The sequence below is a fragment of the Bradyrhizobium sp. MI1.11 genome (assembly GCF_055811255.1).
In genome coordinates, this window is record NZ_JBVVPM010000005.1 from 97284 (window position 1) to 113588 (window position 16305).

The window sequence follows — 16305 nt, forward strand, 5'->3', positions numbered from 1 at the left end:
GTAATGTCAGCTAGGTTTTTAGAGCCGCTATTCTAGCCAACCTTGGCGCCGCTGATAAGGGATTGGCTCGCATCAAAATGCATGCACGCTCGCGCGGCGATGCAAATGTGCGGGCATCATCAGATGTGCCGCTCCTGCTTGAGACGGTCGATCGCGGAGGCCGCCTCCGGCGGCAGCGACTTGAAGCCCATCCGGCCGACCGTCGAGAACAGCGGCCGCAGGTGCGAACCGGCGAGAAACGGCGGCTCGCGGTTAGCCGGCACGATCTGGTCGAACACCAGCACCAGGGTGGTGGCGACGAGGCCGACCCTGATGGCGCCGAGGGCTGCGCCGCCAAGCCGGTCGCCGATGCCGGCCTGCCGTATCGTGTCGCTCAGCGCCAGCCGGCCGAGATGTCCAAACAGCATGCCGACCACCACGAAGATAACGAAGAACCAGAGCCAGTTCTGCAACAGCGGCGCATTCGGATTGCCCGCGACCTGAGGGACGATCAGCGGCATCAACGCGACGGCGATGGGGGCGGCGAGGAGATAGGCCAGGATCGTCATGGCGCTGCCGAGCAGGCCGGTCCTGAAACCGAAGCCGATCGCGATGACGAACGCCGCATAGACGGCGAGATCGAAACTGTTCATGCGCGTGACCCTGCCATGGAACGAGTGAACGCAGAACCGATCATTCCGGTTTCAGATCGTTAAAGTCGTCTGTATTGATGGCTGCAAAGCTCAAGGAAAGCGTCATGTCGGACCTATTCGACGTCAGTCAGGAAACCATCCTCGTCACAGGTGCGAGCCAGGGCTTGGGGCGGCAATTTGCCCGGGTGCTGGCGGCGCATGGCGCGGCCGTCGCGCTCGCGGCGCGGCAGACCGACAAGCTGAAGAGCCTGGAAGAGGAGATCCGCGGCAAGGGCGGCCGTGCCGCAGCCGTCGCGCTCGACGTCACCGACACCGCATCGATCGCCAGGGCCGTCGATGCCGCGGAAGCCGCGCTCGGCCCGGTCACGGTGCTGATCAACAATGCCGGCATCGCCATCGAAAAGCTCGCGACCGAGCAGACCGAGGCCGATTGGGACGCGGTGATCGGCGCCAATCTCAAGGGCGCCTATTTCTTAGCGACCGAGATCGCGCGCCGCATGATCGCGCGCAAGCAGGCAGGCAACATCGTCAACATCGCCTCCGTGCTCGGCATCGGCGTGCTGAAGGCGGTGTCGCCTTACGCGATCTCCAAGGCCGGCATCATCCAGGCGACCAAAGCGATGGCGCTGGAGCTCGCGGGGCAGAACATCCGCATCAACGCGCTGGCGCCCGGCTACATCGACACCGAGATGAACCACGCGTTCTGGTCGACGCCGTCGGGCGAGCGCCTGACCAAGCGCATCCCGCAGCGCCGCATCGGCGCCGAGTCCGATCTCGACGGCGCGATCCTGCTGCTGGCCTCGAAGGCCTCGCGGTACATGACGGGCAGCGTGGTGACGGTGGACGGCGGGTTCTTGTTGAATTGAGGAGCTGCCGCACGCTCCGCCCTCATCCTGAGGAGCCGCGAAGCGGCGTCTCGAAGGATGAAGATGAGTGCGAGGTGCGTCCTTCGAGACGCGCGCAAGAGCGCGCTCCTCAGGACGAGGTCGGAGCAAGTGGCTGCCGTAGCCCGCGCAATGCTAGTTTACCCGCATCTCCGCCCTGATCATATCCGCCGCCTTCTCCCCGATCATGATGGTCGGCGCATTGGTATTGCCGCCGATCAGTGTCGGCATGATCGAGGCGTCGACGACGCGCAGGCCCTCGACGCCGTGCACCTTCAGCGCCGGATCGACCACCGCCATCGCGCCCGTGCCCATCTTGCAGGTGCCGACGGGATGATAGACGGTGTCGACCCGCGCGCGCAGGATGGCGCGGATGTCGTCGTCCGTTCTCACATCGGACGTGAACATGTCCTTCTTCTGCAACGCGCGCATCGCGGGCGTCTCCATCAGCCGTCGCGTGGTCTTGAAGCCCGCGACCATTGTCTCGAGATCCTCCGCCTCGCCCAAGAAATTCGGATCGATCATCGGCGCCGCCAGCGGATCGGCGCTTCTCAGCCAGACGCTGCCACGGCTCTTCGGTCGCAACAGGCAGACATGGCATGAAAAGCCCGCCTCCTTGTGCTTCTTGCGGCCGTGGTCGTCGAGCATCGCGATGATGAAGTGCAGCTGGATGTCGGGCACATCGAGGTCGGCTCGGGTCTTCAGGAAGCCGCCACACTCGGCGAAATTGGTGGTCATCAGGCCGCGCCGCTCCCGGCGGTAGCGCTGGATGGCGCGGAGCAGGGATGGCAGCCGTCCGATCGATGAATGGACGAAGTGCGGATAGTCGGAGGCGTAGACGAACACGAAATCCGGATGGTCCTGCAGATTGCGTCCAACGCCCGGCAAATGATGCACGACGCCGATGCCGTGCGCGGCAAGCGCCTCGCCGTCGCCGATGCCTGACAGCATCAGCAATTGCGGTGACTGGAATGCGCCGGAGGCGAGGATCACCTCGCGGCGGGCGCGCAGCTGTTTTGTCTGCTTGCCCTGGAGATATTCGATGCCGACCGCGCGCCCGCCTTCGAACAGGATGCGCGTGGCATGCGCCTGCGTCTCGACACGCAGATTCGCGCGCTTGCCCATGTGCGGATTCACATAGGCGCGCGCCGCGCTCCAGCGCTCGCCATTGTGCTGGGTCACCTGATAGCTGCCGAGCCCTTCATGGTCCTCCGCATTGAAGTCCTCGCGGATGCGGAACTGCGCCTCGCGCGCGGCCTGATGGAAGACGTCATGGATCGGATTGTCCGCGCGCAGCCTGTTGACGTGCAGCGGGCCGCCCTTGCCATGATACGCGCCGTCGAAATCGGCGTTGTTCTCCGAGCGCTTGAAATAGGGCAGCACGTCCGCGTACGACCAGCCGGCATTGCCGAGCGAGGCCCAGTGGTCGTAGTCCCATTTGTTGCCGCGGATGTAGACCATGGCGTTGATCGCCGAGGACCCGCCGAGCCCCTTGCCGCGCGGTTGATAGCCGATACGGCCGTTCAATCCCTTCTGCGGCACGGTATCGAAGCCCCAGTTCGCGACCTTGTACGGCAAAGCGAGTCCGAACGGCGTGGTGATCCGCCAATTGTCGTTCCGACCGCCGGCATCGAGCAGCGCCACGGATGTCCCCGCATCCTCCGACAGCCGCCCCGCCACCGCGCAGCCGCCGGAGCCCGCGCCCACGACGACGAAATCGAATGTGTCCGTCACTGATGTTTCCCCCTTTTATCGTCATTCCGGGGCGATGCGGAGCATCGAACCCGGAATCTCGAGGTTCCGGGTTCGCTTCGCGCCCCGGAACGACCACCCCTACGACATGAACCGCATCATCTTCTCCAGCCGCGCGATCTTGCCGCCGTAGGGGGGATAGAGGTCGGCGAGCCGGTTGAATTTCGAACGATAGAACACCGGCTTCAGCTTGCTGAAGGTGCGAAAGCCCCATTCGCCATGATAGGCGCCGGTGCCGGATGCGCCGACGCCGCCCATCGGCTGGTTGATTTGCGCGAAGTGGAACAGGCAGTCGTTGATGGTGACGCCGCCGGAGACCGTGCGCGCCAGCACCTCGTCGCGCGCAATGCGGTCCTTGCCGAACCAGTACAGCGCCAGCGGCCGGTCGCGGGCGTTGACGAAGGCGATGGCGTCCGCCGGTTCGCGATAGCCGAGCACCGGCAGCACGGGGCCGAAAATCTCCTCCTGCATGACCGCCATCTCTTCCGTCGCGCCCACAATCAGCGTCGGCGGGAATTTGCGGTGCGCCTTCCAGTTCGGATCGTCCGCCTTCGCCGGCTGCAGGATCTTGGCGCCGCGACGTGCCGCATCCGCGACGAGATTCTCCAGCCGCGCATAATGCCGGTCGGAGATCACGGAGGTGTAGTCCTTGTTGGCGGGGTCGGTGCCGAACATGCGTCGCATCTGCGCGCGCACTTTTTCGGCAAAGGCCTGCAGCGAGCGCTCGGGCACCAGCACATAGTCGGGCGCGATGCAGGTCTGCCCGGCATTGAGCAGCTTGCCGTAGGCGATGCGTTCGGCGGCCTCTTCGAGGTCGGCCGAGGCGTCGATGATCACAGGCGACTTGCCGCCGAGCTCGAGCGTGACGGGCGTGAGGTTACGCCCCGCCGCCTCCGCGACCAGCCGCCCCACCCGTGTCGAGCCGGTGAACACCAGATGATCGAACGGCAGCGATGCAAAGGCCTTCGCGACCTCATCCTCGATGCCGGTGACGAGCAACTCCGCAGCATCGAACCGCGCGGCGACCGTCTCCTTCAGCAGGCTTGCGAAATGGGCGACGTGTTCGCTCGGCTTGATGATGACGCGGTTGCCGGCGGCGAGTGCGCCGATCGCGGGCGCGAGCGTCAGCTGCAGCGGATAATTCCACGGCGCGATGATGCCGACGACTCCGAGCGGCTGCGGCATCAGCCGGTTGCGCGCGGGCATGAATTGCAGCGCCGTCGAAACGCGCTGCGGCGCCGTCCAGCTCTTGAGGTGTTTCGTGGCATGACGGATCTCGGAGAACACCATCATGGTCTCGGCGATATTGGTCTCGACCGCGCAGCGGTGGCCGAAATCGGCCGAGATCGCCTGCCGGAAGCGCTCCTCGTTGTCGGCGACGACAGTGCGCAGCCGCGCCAGCCGGTCGAGCCGCTCGGCAAGGCCAGGCGCCGGCTCGGCCCGCGACCGCGCGACCATGGCATGGAAGGCGTCTTCGAGGGCCCGAAGCGGGGCGCTTGTCGGGGACCGGTCCAGGGGGCGGTCAGAGGGGCCGTCCAAGGGACGTCCCAAGGCGTGGTCCATGGCGTTCTCCCCTTGAACTGGCATTTCCGCCTGGTTTTGTTGCCAGCAAGCTGGCCCCTTGGGGAACTTCTGGCAAGGGCGGGCCAAACAGGCCGCAAATTCGTCCACCACGCTGTCATAAAGTCGAAAAAAACGTCCCCGCGGCCCTTTCCAAAGCCACCCCGGGTTGGTACATACCGCCCGCACCCAACGGGCTTTGCCCGGGGTTGCCTTCCAAGGAAGCCTTCGGGACGGACGAAGCAAGCCACGCGAACAGCGCCGGCCCTTCATTCACCGTCCCCGGCACTTTCACGAAGGCAAAGCAACGGTTAACGCGGGGTGGAGCAGCCCGGTAGCTCGTCAGGCTCATAACCTGAAGGTCATAGGTTCAAATCCTATCCCCGCAACCAAGTTCGGACCTTACCGGTCCCGATCCGAAAATGGCCCGCATCGCGCGGGCCATTTTTGTTTTGGGGGGAGCCGTGCGTGAGTGTCACGGGCTCCGACGAATCCCTTGCGGCTGCCTCAGGTGGGTGAGCGTTGCGCCGACAGCGCCGAATTCGGACGTGGCAGCCATTGCGATTTCGACAACCGCTATCGAGCGCACTGTCCCCGTAGTCGCCGGCAGGCGAGCGTCGTTTCGCTGGCACTGCCGAGGAAATCATGCCGCGCCTTGCTCGACGTCGCGCCGAGCATCTGCTGGTGGGGAGGCGTGGTCTCGTGATTCAGCGTCCTTCGAAAGCACGCACGAAAAAAGGCGGGCCGGCAAAGTGCCGGCCCGCGCCAGATCAAATGGTATTACCGCCAGAGTGCGTCTTACTTTTCGGAGAGCTCCTGCCGGGCCTCGACTGAGGCATCCGCCTGTCGCGGCTTGGCTGCATGGGGGCAGACCATGGTCAGATTGAGCAATGTCGGCGCGTGATCCTCGCCATTGCCGTACTCCCAGACCAGACGAATCTCGTGTTGGTCGGAATTGGCGTCGTCCTTCTGGTGCTGCCTGATGTCCGCCTTCATCGGAATCGGCGGCTCCGAGTTGAAGCACTTGCGGATGGACGCATCCAGCAGCGCGCATTTGGTCGGCGGGACCACGACACGTTCGTCGTTCGACAGCGGCGTGGTGTTGGGCTGGGCGGTGAGCTGGAGGCGGGCATGGCCGAGCGCCTTGAACCACACCTTGCCGCTACCGTTCGGCCATGTCTCCAGCGGCGACAGGATCGGCTGATACTGGCCGTATTCCATCGTCTCGATGTCGATCTGCTTGGAGGCCTTAAGCCTGGCAACGCTCCGCTTCATGTTCTCGAGCGGATAGTAGTTGCCGTTCATCAGGTCTTTGTAGTTTTGATCGTCGTAGATTGTGCCCATTGATCGCTCTCGATTTTTCGCCGCGTACTGGCACAGATACTGGCAAGTATTCCACGGCAGCGAGCTCAACGACGAGCCACGCTTGTGCCCCCAAGCTTACCTGCGAACGCTATCATTCGCGAAGATGTGGCGTCAACGAAAGCAATCTGAGAGCGTCTCACTGTGCATGTCTTGCGCTCTTATTTGTCGGCCGCACCGGCCAAGGTCAGCGGGCCTTTCGCATCGGCGTTGCGAGGCCCCCAGCGTGTAAACGCAACTGCGGCGGAGGAAAGGAGGCCCAGCAACATCATTGAAGCAGCCGTGAGCGAGAAAAAGCTCTCGGTCGTTGCCGTCTGCGAGACCAGATACCAGCCGCCAAGCACGATGAAGAGCAGCCGTGCGGTCTGCGCGAGCACTGGACCGAGCACATTCCCGGCACCCTGCGACGAGAAATACATCGCCGAGGCAAGCCCGATGAAGGCATAGAACGGAGCGACGGTGCGGAGAAATTGCCGGCTGGCGGTGCCCGCCTCGGCGTCGTCCGTGAAGAGACTAACCCACGGTCCGGGGAAGAGAGCAACCGCGCACGCTAGCGTCCCGATAACAACCAGTGCCACGAGGCCGGTCGTCCAGGCGATCCGGCGGGCACGCGCGATGCGCCCCGCGCCGATCGCAACGCCAATCATGGGCACCGAGCCGATGCCAACAGAGAAGGCGATGGTCGCCAGCACGTATTCCAGGCGCGCGCCGATGCCATAAGCCGCGAGGACCGCGGTGCCGAACACGGCAAGCATGTGAGTCAAGACGAGGTTCGTCAGCGTATTTTGCAGTGGGGAGAAGCAGCCGACCACGCCGACCTTGAGGATGTCGGCAAACAACGGCCACCGCATACGAAACCCATTCAGCCGGGGAATGATGCCACCCCGGCCGGAGAACAGGTACCAGCTCATAATCGCAATATTGATCGAATACGCGATCAACGACCCTGTCGCGACCCCCGGCATCCCGAATTGGGGTACGGGTCCGAGACCAAGACCTAGCGTTCCGCCAAGGATGATCTGCAAGATCGCAGAGTTGACGATCATCAGCGACGGCAATTTCATGTTGCCGGTGCCGCGCAGGACGCCGGCTAGAATATTGACCAGCCAGGTGAGCACGGCTCCGCCGAAGTACACTTGGCTGTAGGCGACTGCCAGCGCCAGCACATCCCCCTTGCCGCCGAGCAACTCCAGCAGTTGCCGGCCACCGATGAGCATGCCAAGCGTGAAAACCAGGCCGAAGAAGACGGCGATCAGCAGTGCGTGCGTGGCCAGGCTCTCCGCCCGGTCGCGGTCACCCGCGCCGAGCGCGCGGGAAATGGCCGACGCCACACCGCCGCCCATCGACGCGCCCGACATGCTCATGGTCAGCATCACGCAGGGAAACACCAGCGCCATTGCTGCCAGCGCTTCGATCCCGAGTTTCCCAATATAGGAGGTTTCCGCGATCGCAACCAAGGTGCCGGCCGAAAACGCGAGCGCGTTCGGCCAGGCGAGCGAGAGCAGCGTCCGCAGGATCGGTCCGTCGAGCAGCGTATTCGCGACTGGGCGAGGGGGCGGCGACAACGGACCTTCCTTGTTGTCGAACTGTCGGGTCCGACCAGAGATCAGGACTTGGGTGGCTTGTGCGGACAGACCATCGTCAAATTGAGCAGTTTGGGCGTGTTGCTGTCGGCCTCGTACTCCCACTCCAGCCGGATCTCGTGCCGGTCGGCGTTCCGATCCGTCGACGCATGCGTGATGATGTTGGTCTTCATCGGAATCGGAGGCTCCGAGTTGAAGCACTTCCGGACACAGGCATCGAGCAAGGCACATCGCGTCAGCGGAATCACGTCCGGCTCGTCCTTCGACAGCGGCGTGGTATTCGGTTGGGAGGTGAGGTCGACGCGCGCACGGCCCTTCTCCTTGTGCCAGTGCTTCGCGCTGCCCTGCGGCCACTTGCTCTTCGGCGTCAAAATCAGGTGATACTGGCCGTATTCCAATGTCGGGAGATGGATATTTTCCGAGGCTTTGAGCTTCTTTACGCTCTTCTTCATGTTCTCCAATGGATAGTAATTACCATTCATCAGGTCCTTAAATGGCTTACCCGTGTAAACTCTCATGCCCATGTATTTTGTCCCTCAATCAATGCTTGGCTTCCCTGGGAAATATGCAGCTCTGCGAAGCTTGACGGTTAGAACACGAGCCTGTGCCCGTTACTCGTAGCATCTTCTTCGCTCGGCTTTTGGCAAGCTACCACCCAGGACTGTGAATCGTCCAGATCAGCAACCGTTTCTGGGGGCGCTTTGTCTGGGATGCATCGCATGCCCCGTTGCTAAGCGGGTTTTCATAGGCGATCCTGTCGCCATCGTTCGCAGTGGCCTACCGACCGTACCGCTGCAAGGTCTTGAGAGCACGGAATGCTTTGCACGGCATGTCAGTCGACGATCGAAGCAAGCGACAGCCGCTGCCCCAATTGCGGTGCAGGCGTGAGCCGCTCCGATCCCGACAGTGAACGACGGTTTGTCACAATTCTCCGGGCCGATGTCGTCGATTCCACCGGGCTTGTTGCAGAACTCGATCCGGAGGAGGCGGTCTCGCGCCTGGAGCCAGCCCTGGCCGCTATGCGGGGGGCGGTTCGGCAGTTCGGCGGTATCGTCAGCAAGGAATTGGGCGACGGCCTTGCCGCCGTGTTCGGTGCCCCCATTGCGGACGACAATCATGCGCCCTTGGCCTGCCACGCTGCGATAGAATTGGTTCGGCGCGTCGCGAGCCTTGGTGATCCCGGGCTTCAGGTCCGGGTTGGTCTCCACTCCGGCCATGTCGTTGCCTACATGGTCGCCAGCGAGTTCTCCAAGGTCTACGAGATCGGCGGCGCGGCCCAGCATTTGGCCGCTCGGCTGGAGGCGACGGCTGAGGCGAACCAGATCTGCGTCTCCGAGGCCTGCCAGAAGCTCGCCGACGGGCATGTCCGCTTTGAATCCTTGGGCGGAAAATCACTGCGCGGCTTCAGCCAACCCGTGCCGGTCTATCGGATCGTGGGCGCGAGCGACTTGTCAAGCTGGCGGGTGCGAAGGGCTCGCAGCGTCTCCCGTTTCGTCGATCGCACGACCGAGCGCGCGCTGCTGGAGCGCAGTGCGGGAAGCGCCGCGACAAGCCGGCAGACAGTGCTGCTGCTGGGTGATGCTGGTATCGGCAAGTCGCGGTTGGCGCACGAGTTTGCCCAGCAGCTCAAGGCCGATGGCTGGAGGCTGATCGATGCCGAGTGCAGCCCGAACCTCCAGGGTGCCCCCTTCAGCACACTCAAGCGGATTTTGCTGTCGGCCATGGACGCGGCTGCAAGGGAGCCGGACAGCCCGGGAGATATTCGACAGGGACTGCCATCGATTCAGCAAAGTGCGCTCGATGCAGTGCTCGATCTCCCCATATCGAATTCGCATTGGGATGAACTGGAGCCTCATGCACGGGGACGAGCCATCTCCGATGCAAGCTGTGCCATCGCCGGAAGCCTGGCAAATCGCGGGCGAACGGTGCTCCTGCTGGAGGATCTGCACTGGATCGACCGGGCGAGCGACGGCGTCGTGGCTGCCATCGCGTCGTTGCAGGCGGCCGGCCTTCTCGTGCTTTTCACCTCCCGGCCAAATGGCATGCCGGTCTGGATTGCGCGCTGTCAGGCCGAGATCGTCGCAATGCGGCCCCTCGACGACGATTCGGGGCTCGCCATGCTGGCAGACATGCTCGGCTCCTCCGAAACCAACGCGGATTTGAAGAGCCGGATCATTTCTCATACCGCCAACGTTCCTCTGTTCATTGAGGAGGTCTGCCGCGGATTGAAGGACAGCGGCACGCTACGTGGCCAATGGGGCGACCTCGCACTCGTGCGTCCGATCGACGAACTCGGCATTCCCACAAGTATCCAAGGCGTGATTGCAGCACGCCTCGATCGGGTGTCGAAGCAGGAACGGTCCGTTTTGCAGATCGCCGCCAGTCTGGGGCCGAGATCGAGCGAAGTCATGCTGCGGAAGATCGCGGCCCTGCCCGAGGATGCTCTTCAGGGATGCCTCGTCGCACTCGATCGCGCCGAGCTACTGGTCAGGATCGACAGCGAATTGGAAGATGCGCTGGAATTCCGGCATGAAATGGTCCGGCAGGTGACCTACGACTCCATGGTCGAAAGGGCGCGCGAAGACATCCATGCGCGCATTCTTTCGGCCTTGGAAGGCGGCGAGGTTGGAGCCGACGATCCAGACAAGCTCTGCTATCATGCCACGCGAGCGAAGGATTGGACCAAATCGTTCAGCTACGGCAGAGCCTCGGCGCGCAAATGTCTTGCGCGGTCGGCGTTTGTCGATGCGGCTGACTATTTCGAGATCGCGATGAAATCGCTGGATCAGACCCCGATCTCTCCTTCGAGAGAAGCGAACGCCGTGGATGTTCGCATCGAGGCGCGTGCGGCGTTTATCGCCTCCGGCCAGATCGCCGACTGGTTGAATCTTGGCAAGGAGGCCGAGCGCCGCGCCGACGCGATCAACGACATCGGACGGAAGGTCGCCGCAATGACCGTGATGGCTGCCGCACAGAATTTCTACGGCACCCCGCTCGAAGCAGTTACGATTGGTGAGGAAGTCGTGCGCCTCGCGGAGGGGGCGGGCAATCCGGGTTGGCTCAATGCCGCGCAATACGGTCTGGGCCAAGTGTACTTCCTTGCCGCACGCTATCGTGAAGCTGACAGATTGTTCGCGCGAGCCTGTGCCCAACTGGCGGGGCCGGAGCCGAGTGCTCCTTTCGGCACGACACCGAAGCCTGCCCTGTTACTTTGCTGCATGATGAACAGCGTCACCCATACCGTCATGGGCGAGTTCGACACCGCCGAGCAGCTCCAGCAGCAGGCCGTCGCGATCGCGGAGGAAACCGGTCGCCCCTACGACCGCGTCGCCGCGGCCTATAGCGGCGGGTGGCTGATGCTCGGCCGCGGCGAGCCGGCGGCGGCCGCGGCCATTCTCGAAGACGGTTTTGTCCTGGCGCAGAAGCACGGCATCCGGCTGTTCGTGCCGGTGCTCGCCTGCCATCTCGGCATGGCCTATCTGGAGCAGGGGCTGTTCGACCGGGCGCGCGGCATGCTGACGGAGGCGCGGGAGGAGGCGAAGGCGGTCGGCTATACCTCGGCGGTGCTGCGCAGCTCGATCTATTTGGCGCTCGCGACCCACCGTCTGGGCGACGTCCAGGCCGCGCAGAACATGCTGCGCGAGGCGCGCAACACCGCGCGGCAACAGGGGTTCTCCGGGCTGGAGGCGGAGGCCCTGTTCGGCGAGGCCGTGGTGACGCCGCCGTCGGATGCGGAGGCCAAGGCGGCCATCCTTGGCGCCCTGCGCGCGACCATCGCGATCGCCGCCGAGAGCGGCGCGCTGCCGCTGCGGCACAAGGCCGAGGCGATGCTCAACGAGATGCAGGCGACCGATGACGAGCTCAGCTGACGGCAGCGGCGGCCGGGCCGCCATCGCGGGCCAAATCTGCCCGACGCGTCAAATAAATTCAGTAGTCGTCGCAATGACTTAGCTACTGTGCATGGGGTTGTTTTCGCCCTTTTATCTTGAAGGCCCCCATGGTGCAGCGCGGAGGACGGCACGCTGGTGCGGCCCGCTCCGATGACTATGCCCTTGCACGCGCAGCAAGGTCGGCTACCGTCGGCCCTGGCCACACGGCCAGGCGACTTTTGATTTCAATTTTTTAGCATCCGATTTTCCGGCGCCGCGACGGCGCGACGCCCACCGAACGAGGCGGGGCCATGATCACACGGGACCAGTCAGCGCTGCTCGCGCCGGTCGAGCGCGACCTGCGGCTCGATCTCTTCCGCGGCATCGGTCTGTGGATGATCTTCCTCGACCACATCCCGCACGACGTCGTGGCCTGGCTGACCCTGCGCAATTACGGCTTCAGCGACGCCGCCGAATTCTTCGTCTTCATCTCCGGTTATCTGGTCGGCTGGATCTACGGGCCGATCGTCGCGGGCGGCTGGTTTGCCGCCGCGCTGAAACGGCTGTGGCGGCGTGCGGTCGAGATGTATGTCGCCCACATCATGCTGTTCCTGCTGTTCACGGCGCAGATCGCCCGCACCGCGCGCCGCTTCGACAATCCGATGTACGAGCACGAGTTCAACGTGTTCAATTTCCTGTCGCATCCGGACGAGCTGATCGGGCAGGCGATCCTCCTGAAGTACAAGCCGGTCAATCTCGACGTGCTGCCGCTCTACATCACGCTGGTGTTCGCCTCGCCTTTCATCGTGTGGTGCCTGGTGCGCCGGCCGAACCTGACGCTTGCCGCGTCCGTGGTGCTCTACGTGCTGGCGCGCTGGTTCGACTGGAACGTCGCCTCCTATCCGCCGGGCACGCACTGGTACTTCAATCCGTTCTGCTGGCAGCTGATGTTCGTGTTCGCGGCCTGGTGCGGCATCGGCCAGATCGACAAGATCGCGACATGGGTGTGGTCGAGGGCGGCGATGGCGCTGACCGCGGCCTGGCTCGCCTTCGCGCTGCTGATCGTGATGACCTGGCACGTCCCCGCGCTCGAAGCCCTGATCCCGAAATGGATGATCAAGGCGATCTACCCGATCGACAAGACCGACCTCGACATGCTGCGCTTCACGCATTTCCTGGCGCTGGCGATCTGGGTGACTCACCTCATCTCGCGCAAATGGCGGACCCTGCACGGAGCCTGGCTGCGCCCCGTGATCCTCTGCGGTCAGCATTCGCTGCCGATCTTCTGCCTCGGCGTCTTCCTCTCGTTTTCGGCGCACTGGATCCTGACGCAATACACCAAGGGCGTCTGGGAGCAGCTCGCGGTCTCCGCCGTCGGCATCGCCATCATGATCGCAGCCGCCTGGCTGCTCGACCGGGCCGAGCGGGTGCCGAATCTGTTCGTGAAGGTGACGGAGATCGAGGAGGCCGACACCATCCTGGAAAGCGCGCCTGCGGACAGGTCTGCCGTGGCGCCCGCGGGTCATTGAGCGTCGCCAGCCTGCATTTTCGCGGAGAGGTCCAACGGAGAGGTTCATGCCCAGACTTGTGTTGACGATCGCCGGCGCCCTCCTGCTCCTGATCTCGGGTGCATCGGCGCAAGCACCCTCCCCGGAGGCGATGAGCGCGGCGCGCAAGCTCGTGGTCACCTTGAAGATCGCGGATCAGTATCGCGCGCTGTTGCCGCAGCTCCTGCTCAAGTTGAGGCCCGTGGTCGCGCAGGACAGGCCGGAGATCGAGCGCGATTATGATGCGGTGACGGCACCCGGCTCCGAGATCTACACTCCGGCGCTCACCTCGATGGTCGATCAGGTCGCCGCTCTCTACGCCCAGAGCTTCAGCATCGACGAGCTGCGCCAGATCGAGGCTTTCTACGTCCAGCCGGCCGGGAAGAAGCTTCTGGAGAAGTCGGATGCGCTGGCGCAGGCAAGCGCGCAGATCGGCCAGGATGTCGGCCAGAAGACGGCCGACGAGTTGAAGCAGCGCCTCATCGAAGCGTTGCGCCAGAAGGGGCACAAGCTCTGAGCTTGGCGCGCTCGCTGGCTGATTTGACGCGGCCAGCGCCCGCGCAGCTCGACGTGTTCTTGGGGCCGCAAATCTATCTCGGCGCCTCCGGCGTGATCACGGGCAAGCCTGCGGCCGACAACATCCTCTCATTGATCCAGGCGCACAAGGTCACGTCGTTCTTCGCGCCGCCGACGATCTGGATCGCGGGCAAGCGCGAGCTGCGCCAGCGCTTCGTCGGCGGTGAACGCTCGACAAGGCGATCCAGAAGAATTTTGGGACTTGACGCATTCCTCTTCTCGCTCTCCCGCAAGAACAGGGAGAGCGAAAAAGGACGCCTCAATACTTCTTCACATGGGCGCCGAACGCGAACCACAGCGCCATCGACGCGAGGCCAAAACCGCCGAGCAGCAGGAACGTCGGGCCGTAGCCGATCCATTGCGCGATCCAGCCGCCAAGGGCGGGACTGAGGCTCGCGCCGATGCCCTGCACGGTGATCACGGCACCCTGGCCGAGATTGATGCGGCCGGTGCCGTTGAGGGCGCGCGCGACCATGCCGGGGACGGCAACCGTCTGGAGTCCCGTGCCGATGCCGTCGAGCACCTGCATCGGTACGACGCCCCACCAGCCCGTGACGAAGAAGGCGAGCACGCCGCGGATGGGCAGGAACATGAAGGAGACGAGGATGACAGGCCAGTAGTTGCGCTTGCTCGCCGCTTTCATGGCGATCAGCGACGTGATGATCATGACGCCTTGCGCGATCACCACGGTGGTCGCGACGAAGCTCGGGCCATTGGCTTGGCCTTCCGCGACCGCCGCCAGGCCATAGAGCGGAACGATGGCGGCATTGCCGAGATGAAACAGCGCGAGCGCCAATGCCAGCACCAGCAGCGCGCGGTGCTTGAGCAGCATCGTGAACGCGTCCGGCGCGCTGTCGGGATCGTCCTCCTTGCTGCCGCGCGCAGCGCGATCGTCGATCGCCTTGGCCGGGATCATCATCACGCAGGCGATCGCGATGGCGCCGAACACAGCCGCCAACACGAACACCGAGACGTAGCCGAACTTGTAACCCAGATAGCCCGACAGCGCGGCGCCGACCATGTTGCCGGCGTGGTTGAAGGCCTGGTTGCGGCCGTTGAGCGCGTTGAAGCCCTTCTGCTTGGCAATGCCGAGCGTGATGCCGGTGACCGCCGGCACGATCGCAGCGCTCGCCAGCGATTGTGCGACTTGCGAGAACGTTACCGCCCAGAAATTTTGCGAGATCAGGATGATCGCGGACGCGAGCACCACGCAGATGCCGGGAATCACGACCCACATCCGCTTGTTGCGGCTCGCGTCGATGAAGCCGCCGATCGGCGTCGTGATCAGCATGCCCGCGACATTGCCGATGGTCATCGCGGTACCGATCAACCCGCTCGCCCAGCCGCGCTCCTGGAGAAAGACGCCGACGAAAGGGCCGATGCCCGACTGCATGTCGGCCATGAAGAAGTTGAGAGCGAACAGGGGCCAGATACGAGACGAGGAGGGGGACCGCGATGTCATCGATACCAAAACGTGGTCTCAGCCGGGATACGGCGGGTGGGACATGATCCTTTCAGCCAATCGTTCTGGCGCGGACGAGAGTTTAACGAGCGCTGATCGGGTTGGTTCCAGGTTTCGCCCGGTCGGCGGGGCTTGCGATCACGGCCAGCAATTCCCTATTGACGTTGGATCGTCTTTGTCGGGAGTACGGCATGCCCCTCTGGACCTGCGAAACCTGCGGCGCGCAATTTCCGGGCGAAAATCCGCCAACGTCCTGTGAAATTTGCGAGGACGAACGGCAATACGTCGGCTGGAACGGACAGACTTTCCTCACGCGCGAGGCGCTCTCGGAACGTCACCGCATGGTCTGGCGCGACGATCTCGGCCTGACCGGCATCGCGCTCGAGCCAAGCTTTGCCATCGGTCAGCGCGCGCTGCTGGTGCCGCTCGCGGACGGCTGGCTGATGTGGGACTGCATCCCGCTGGCGACGCCGGAGGCGATCGCGCATGTGCGGTCGCTCGGCGGGTTGAAGGCGATTGCGATCTCGCATCCGCATTATTATGGCGCGCTCGCCGACTGGAGCGAGGCGTTCGGGGGCGTGCCGGTCTATTTGCACGCCGATGATCGCCAATGGGTGACGCGTCCGCATTCCTCGATCGTGCACTGGACGGGCGAAAGCCATCGCATCTCCGACGATGTGCTGCTGCTGCGCACCGGCGGTCATTTCGCCGGCGCCACCATGCTGCACCACGCGAGTGGTGCGGACGGCAGGGGTGCGCTGCTCACCGGCGATATCGCGCAGGTGACGATGGATCGCCGCTTCGTCAGCTTCATGTACTCCTATCCGAACTACATGCCGCTCAACGCCGCCGCGGTGCGACGGATTGCGGCTGCCATCGAGCCGCTGGCCTTCGACCGTGTCTACGGCGCCTGGTGGGATCGCAATATCGTCGCAGGCGCCAAGGCCGCATTCGCGGCCTCTGTCGCGCGCTATCTGGCCGCCATCGCATGAGCCGGCGCGAGACCGCATTTATCTTGCTGGTCCACAATACATGGACTATAAGTACAGTTATTAAGCGTGACGCGACGATGCGTCTG

General features: G+C 63.8%; 12 protein-coding genes and 1 tRNA gene. 6 read left to right on the forward strand and 7 right to left on the reverse strand.

The features are described from left to right. Positions 1 to 119: 119 nt before the first annotated feature. A complete protein-coding gene (locus AC0L30_RS07115) occupies positions 120 to 632 on the reverse strand; it encodes a CvpA family protein (protein WP_007599604.1) in 513 nt (170 codons plus the stop codon). Between the two features lie 104 nt (positions 633 to 736). On the opposite strand from AC0L30_RS07115, the gene AC0L30_RS07120 reads away from it, so the two are divergent. Then, the gene (locus tag AC0L30_RS07120; protein WP_354200476.1) at positions 737 to 1498 is read left to right on the forward strand and encodes an SDR family oxidoreductase; all 762 of its coding nucleotides are present in this window, start codon (positions 737 to 739) and stop codon (positions 1496 to 1498) included. A 153-nt stretch (positions 1499 to 1651) separates the two neighbouring features. Here AC0L30_RS07120 and AC0L30_RS07125 read toward each other — a convergent pair whose 3' ends face one another. Continuing rightward, positions 1652 to 3250 carry a GMC family oxidoreductase gene (locus AC0L30_RS07125; protein WP_354200475.1) on the reverse strand — a complete coding sequence of 533 codons (1599 nt, stop codon included), beginning with the start codon at positions 3248 to 3250 and terminating at the stop codon, positions 1652 to 1654. A gap of 99 nt (positions 3251 to 3349) precedes the next feature. Continuing rightward, positions 3350 to 4831: a coniferyl aldehyde dehydrogenase gene (locus AC0L30_RS07130; RefSeq protein ID WP_354200474.1), complete on the reverse strand. Its 1482-nt coding sequence runs from the start codon at positions 4829 to 4831 to the stop codon at positions 3350 to 3352. Between the two features lie 312 nt (positions 4832 to 5143). On the opposite strand from AC0L30_RS07130, the gene AC0L30_RS07135 reads away from it, so the two are divergent. After that, positions 5144 to 5220 (forward strand) — tRNA-Met (locus tag AC0L30_RS07135). Positions 5221 to 5626: 406 nt separating this feature from the next. Here the strand turns inward: AC0L30_RS07135 and AC0L30_RS07140 are convergent. The 3 genes from AC0L30_RS07140 to AC0L30_RS07150 form a co-directional block, all read right to left on the reverse strand. Further along, positions 5627 to 6172: a hypothetical protein gene (locus tag AC0L30_RS07140; protein ID WP_354200473.1), complete on the reverse strand. Its 546-nt coding sequence runs from the start codon at positions 6170 to 6172 to the stop codon at positions 5627 to 5629. Positions 6173 to 6351: 179 nt separating this feature from the next. Continuing rightward, a complete protein-coding gene (locus AC0L30_RS07145; protein ID WP_354200472.1) occupies positions 6352 to 7755 on the reverse strand; it encodes an MATE family efflux transporter in 1404 nt (467 codons plus the stop codon). A 41-nt stretch (positions 7756 to 7796) separates the two neighbouring features. Beyond that, positions 7797 to 8297 (reverse strand): hypothetical protein, encoded by a 501-nt coding sequence (locus tag AC0L30_RS07150; RefSeq protein ID WP_354200471.1) that lies wholly within the window; start codon positions 8295 to 8297, stop codon positions 7797 to 7799. 291 nt (positions 8298 to 8588) lie between these two features. Here AC0L30_RS07150 and AC0L30_RS07155 point away from each other — a divergent pair, with 291 nt between their 5' ends. From AC0L30_RS07155 to AC0L30_RS07165, 3 genes are all read left to right on the forward strand, one after another. Further along, complete coding sequence (locus AC0L30_RS07155) at positions 8589 to 11642, forward strand: ATP-binding protein (RefSeq protein ID WP_473404087.1); 3054 nt, start codon at positions 8589 to 8591, stop codon at positions 11640 to 11642. A gap of 311 nt (positions 11643 to 11953) precedes the next feature. Beyond that, positions 11954 to 13171 (forward strand): OpgC domain-containing protein, encoded by a 1218-nt coding sequence (locus tag AC0L30_RS07160; protein ID WP_473404088.1) that lies wholly within the window; start codon positions 11954 to 11956, stop codon positions 13169 to 13171. Between the two features lie 46 nt (positions 13172 to 13217). Beyond that, entirely contained in the window at positions 13218 to 13706 is a 489-nt protein-coding gene (locus tag AC0L30_RS07165; protein WP_473404089.1) for a DUF2059 domain-containing protein, read from the forward strand. 318 nt (positions 13707 to 14024) lie between these two features. On the opposite strand, the gene AC0L30_RS07170 is transcribed toward AC0L30_RS07165, so the two are convergent. Then, entirely contained in the window at positions 14025 to 15227 is a 1203-nt protein-coding gene (locus tag AC0L30_RS07170) for an MFS transporter (RefSeq protein ID WP_007599621.1), read from the reverse strand. Positions 15228 to 15418: 191 nt separating this feature from the next. Between AC0L30_RS07170 and AC0L30_RS07175 the strand changes: the two genes are divergently transcribed. Then, positions 15419 to 16219, forward strand: a complete 801-nt coding sequence (locus AC0L30_RS07175) for an MBL fold metallo-hydrolase (RefSeq protein WP_473404090.1) — start codon at positions 15419 to 15421, stop codon at positions 16217 to 16219. Positions 16220 to 16305: the final 86 nt, after the last annotated feature.

Excerpts from the sequence above, each read along its gene's own strand:
- AC0L30_RS07115 (WP_007599604.1), bottom strand. The coding sequence starts at position 632 with ATGAACAGTTTCGATCTCGCCGTCTATGCGGCGTTCGTCATCGCGATC.
- AC0L30_RS07120 (WP_354200476.1), top strand. The coding sequence starts at position 737 with ATGTCGGACCTATTCGACGTCAGTCAGGAAACCATCCTCGTCACAGGT.
- AC0L30_RS07130 (WP_354200474.1), bottom strand. The coding sequence starts at position 4,831 with ATGGACCACGCCTTGGGACGTCCCTTGGACGGCCCCTCTGACCGCCCC.
- AC0L30_RS07140 (WP_354200473.1), bottom strand. The coding sequence starts at position 6,172 with ATGGGCACAATCTACGACGATCAAAACTACAAAGACCTGATGAACGGC.
- AC0L30_RS07150 (WP_354200471.1), bottom strand. The coding sequence starts at position 8,297 with ATGGGCATGAGAGTTTACACGGGTAAGCCATTTAAGGACCTGATGAAT.
- AC0L30_RS07155 (WP_473404087.1), top strand. The coding sequence starts at position 8,589 with ATGCTTTGCACGGCATGTCAGTCGACGATCGAAGCAAGCGACAGCCGC.
- AC0L30_RS07160 (WP_473404088.1), top strand. The coding sequence starts at position 11,954 with ATGATCACACGGGACCAGTCAGCGCTGCTCGCGCCGGTCGAGCGCGAC.
- AC0L30_RS07165 (WP_473404089.1), top strand. The coding sequence starts at position 13,218 with ATGCCCAGACTTGTGTTGACGATCGCCGGCGCCCTCCTGCTCCTGATC.
- AC0L30_RS07170 (WP_007599621.1), bottom strand. The coding sequence starts at position 15,227 with ATGACATCGCGGTCCCCCTCCTCGTCTCGTATCTGGCCCCTGTTCGCT.
- AC0L30_RS07175 (WP_473404090.1), top strand. The coding sequence starts at position 15,419 with ATGCCCCTCTGGACCTGCGAAACCTGCGGCGCGCAATTTCCGGGCGAA.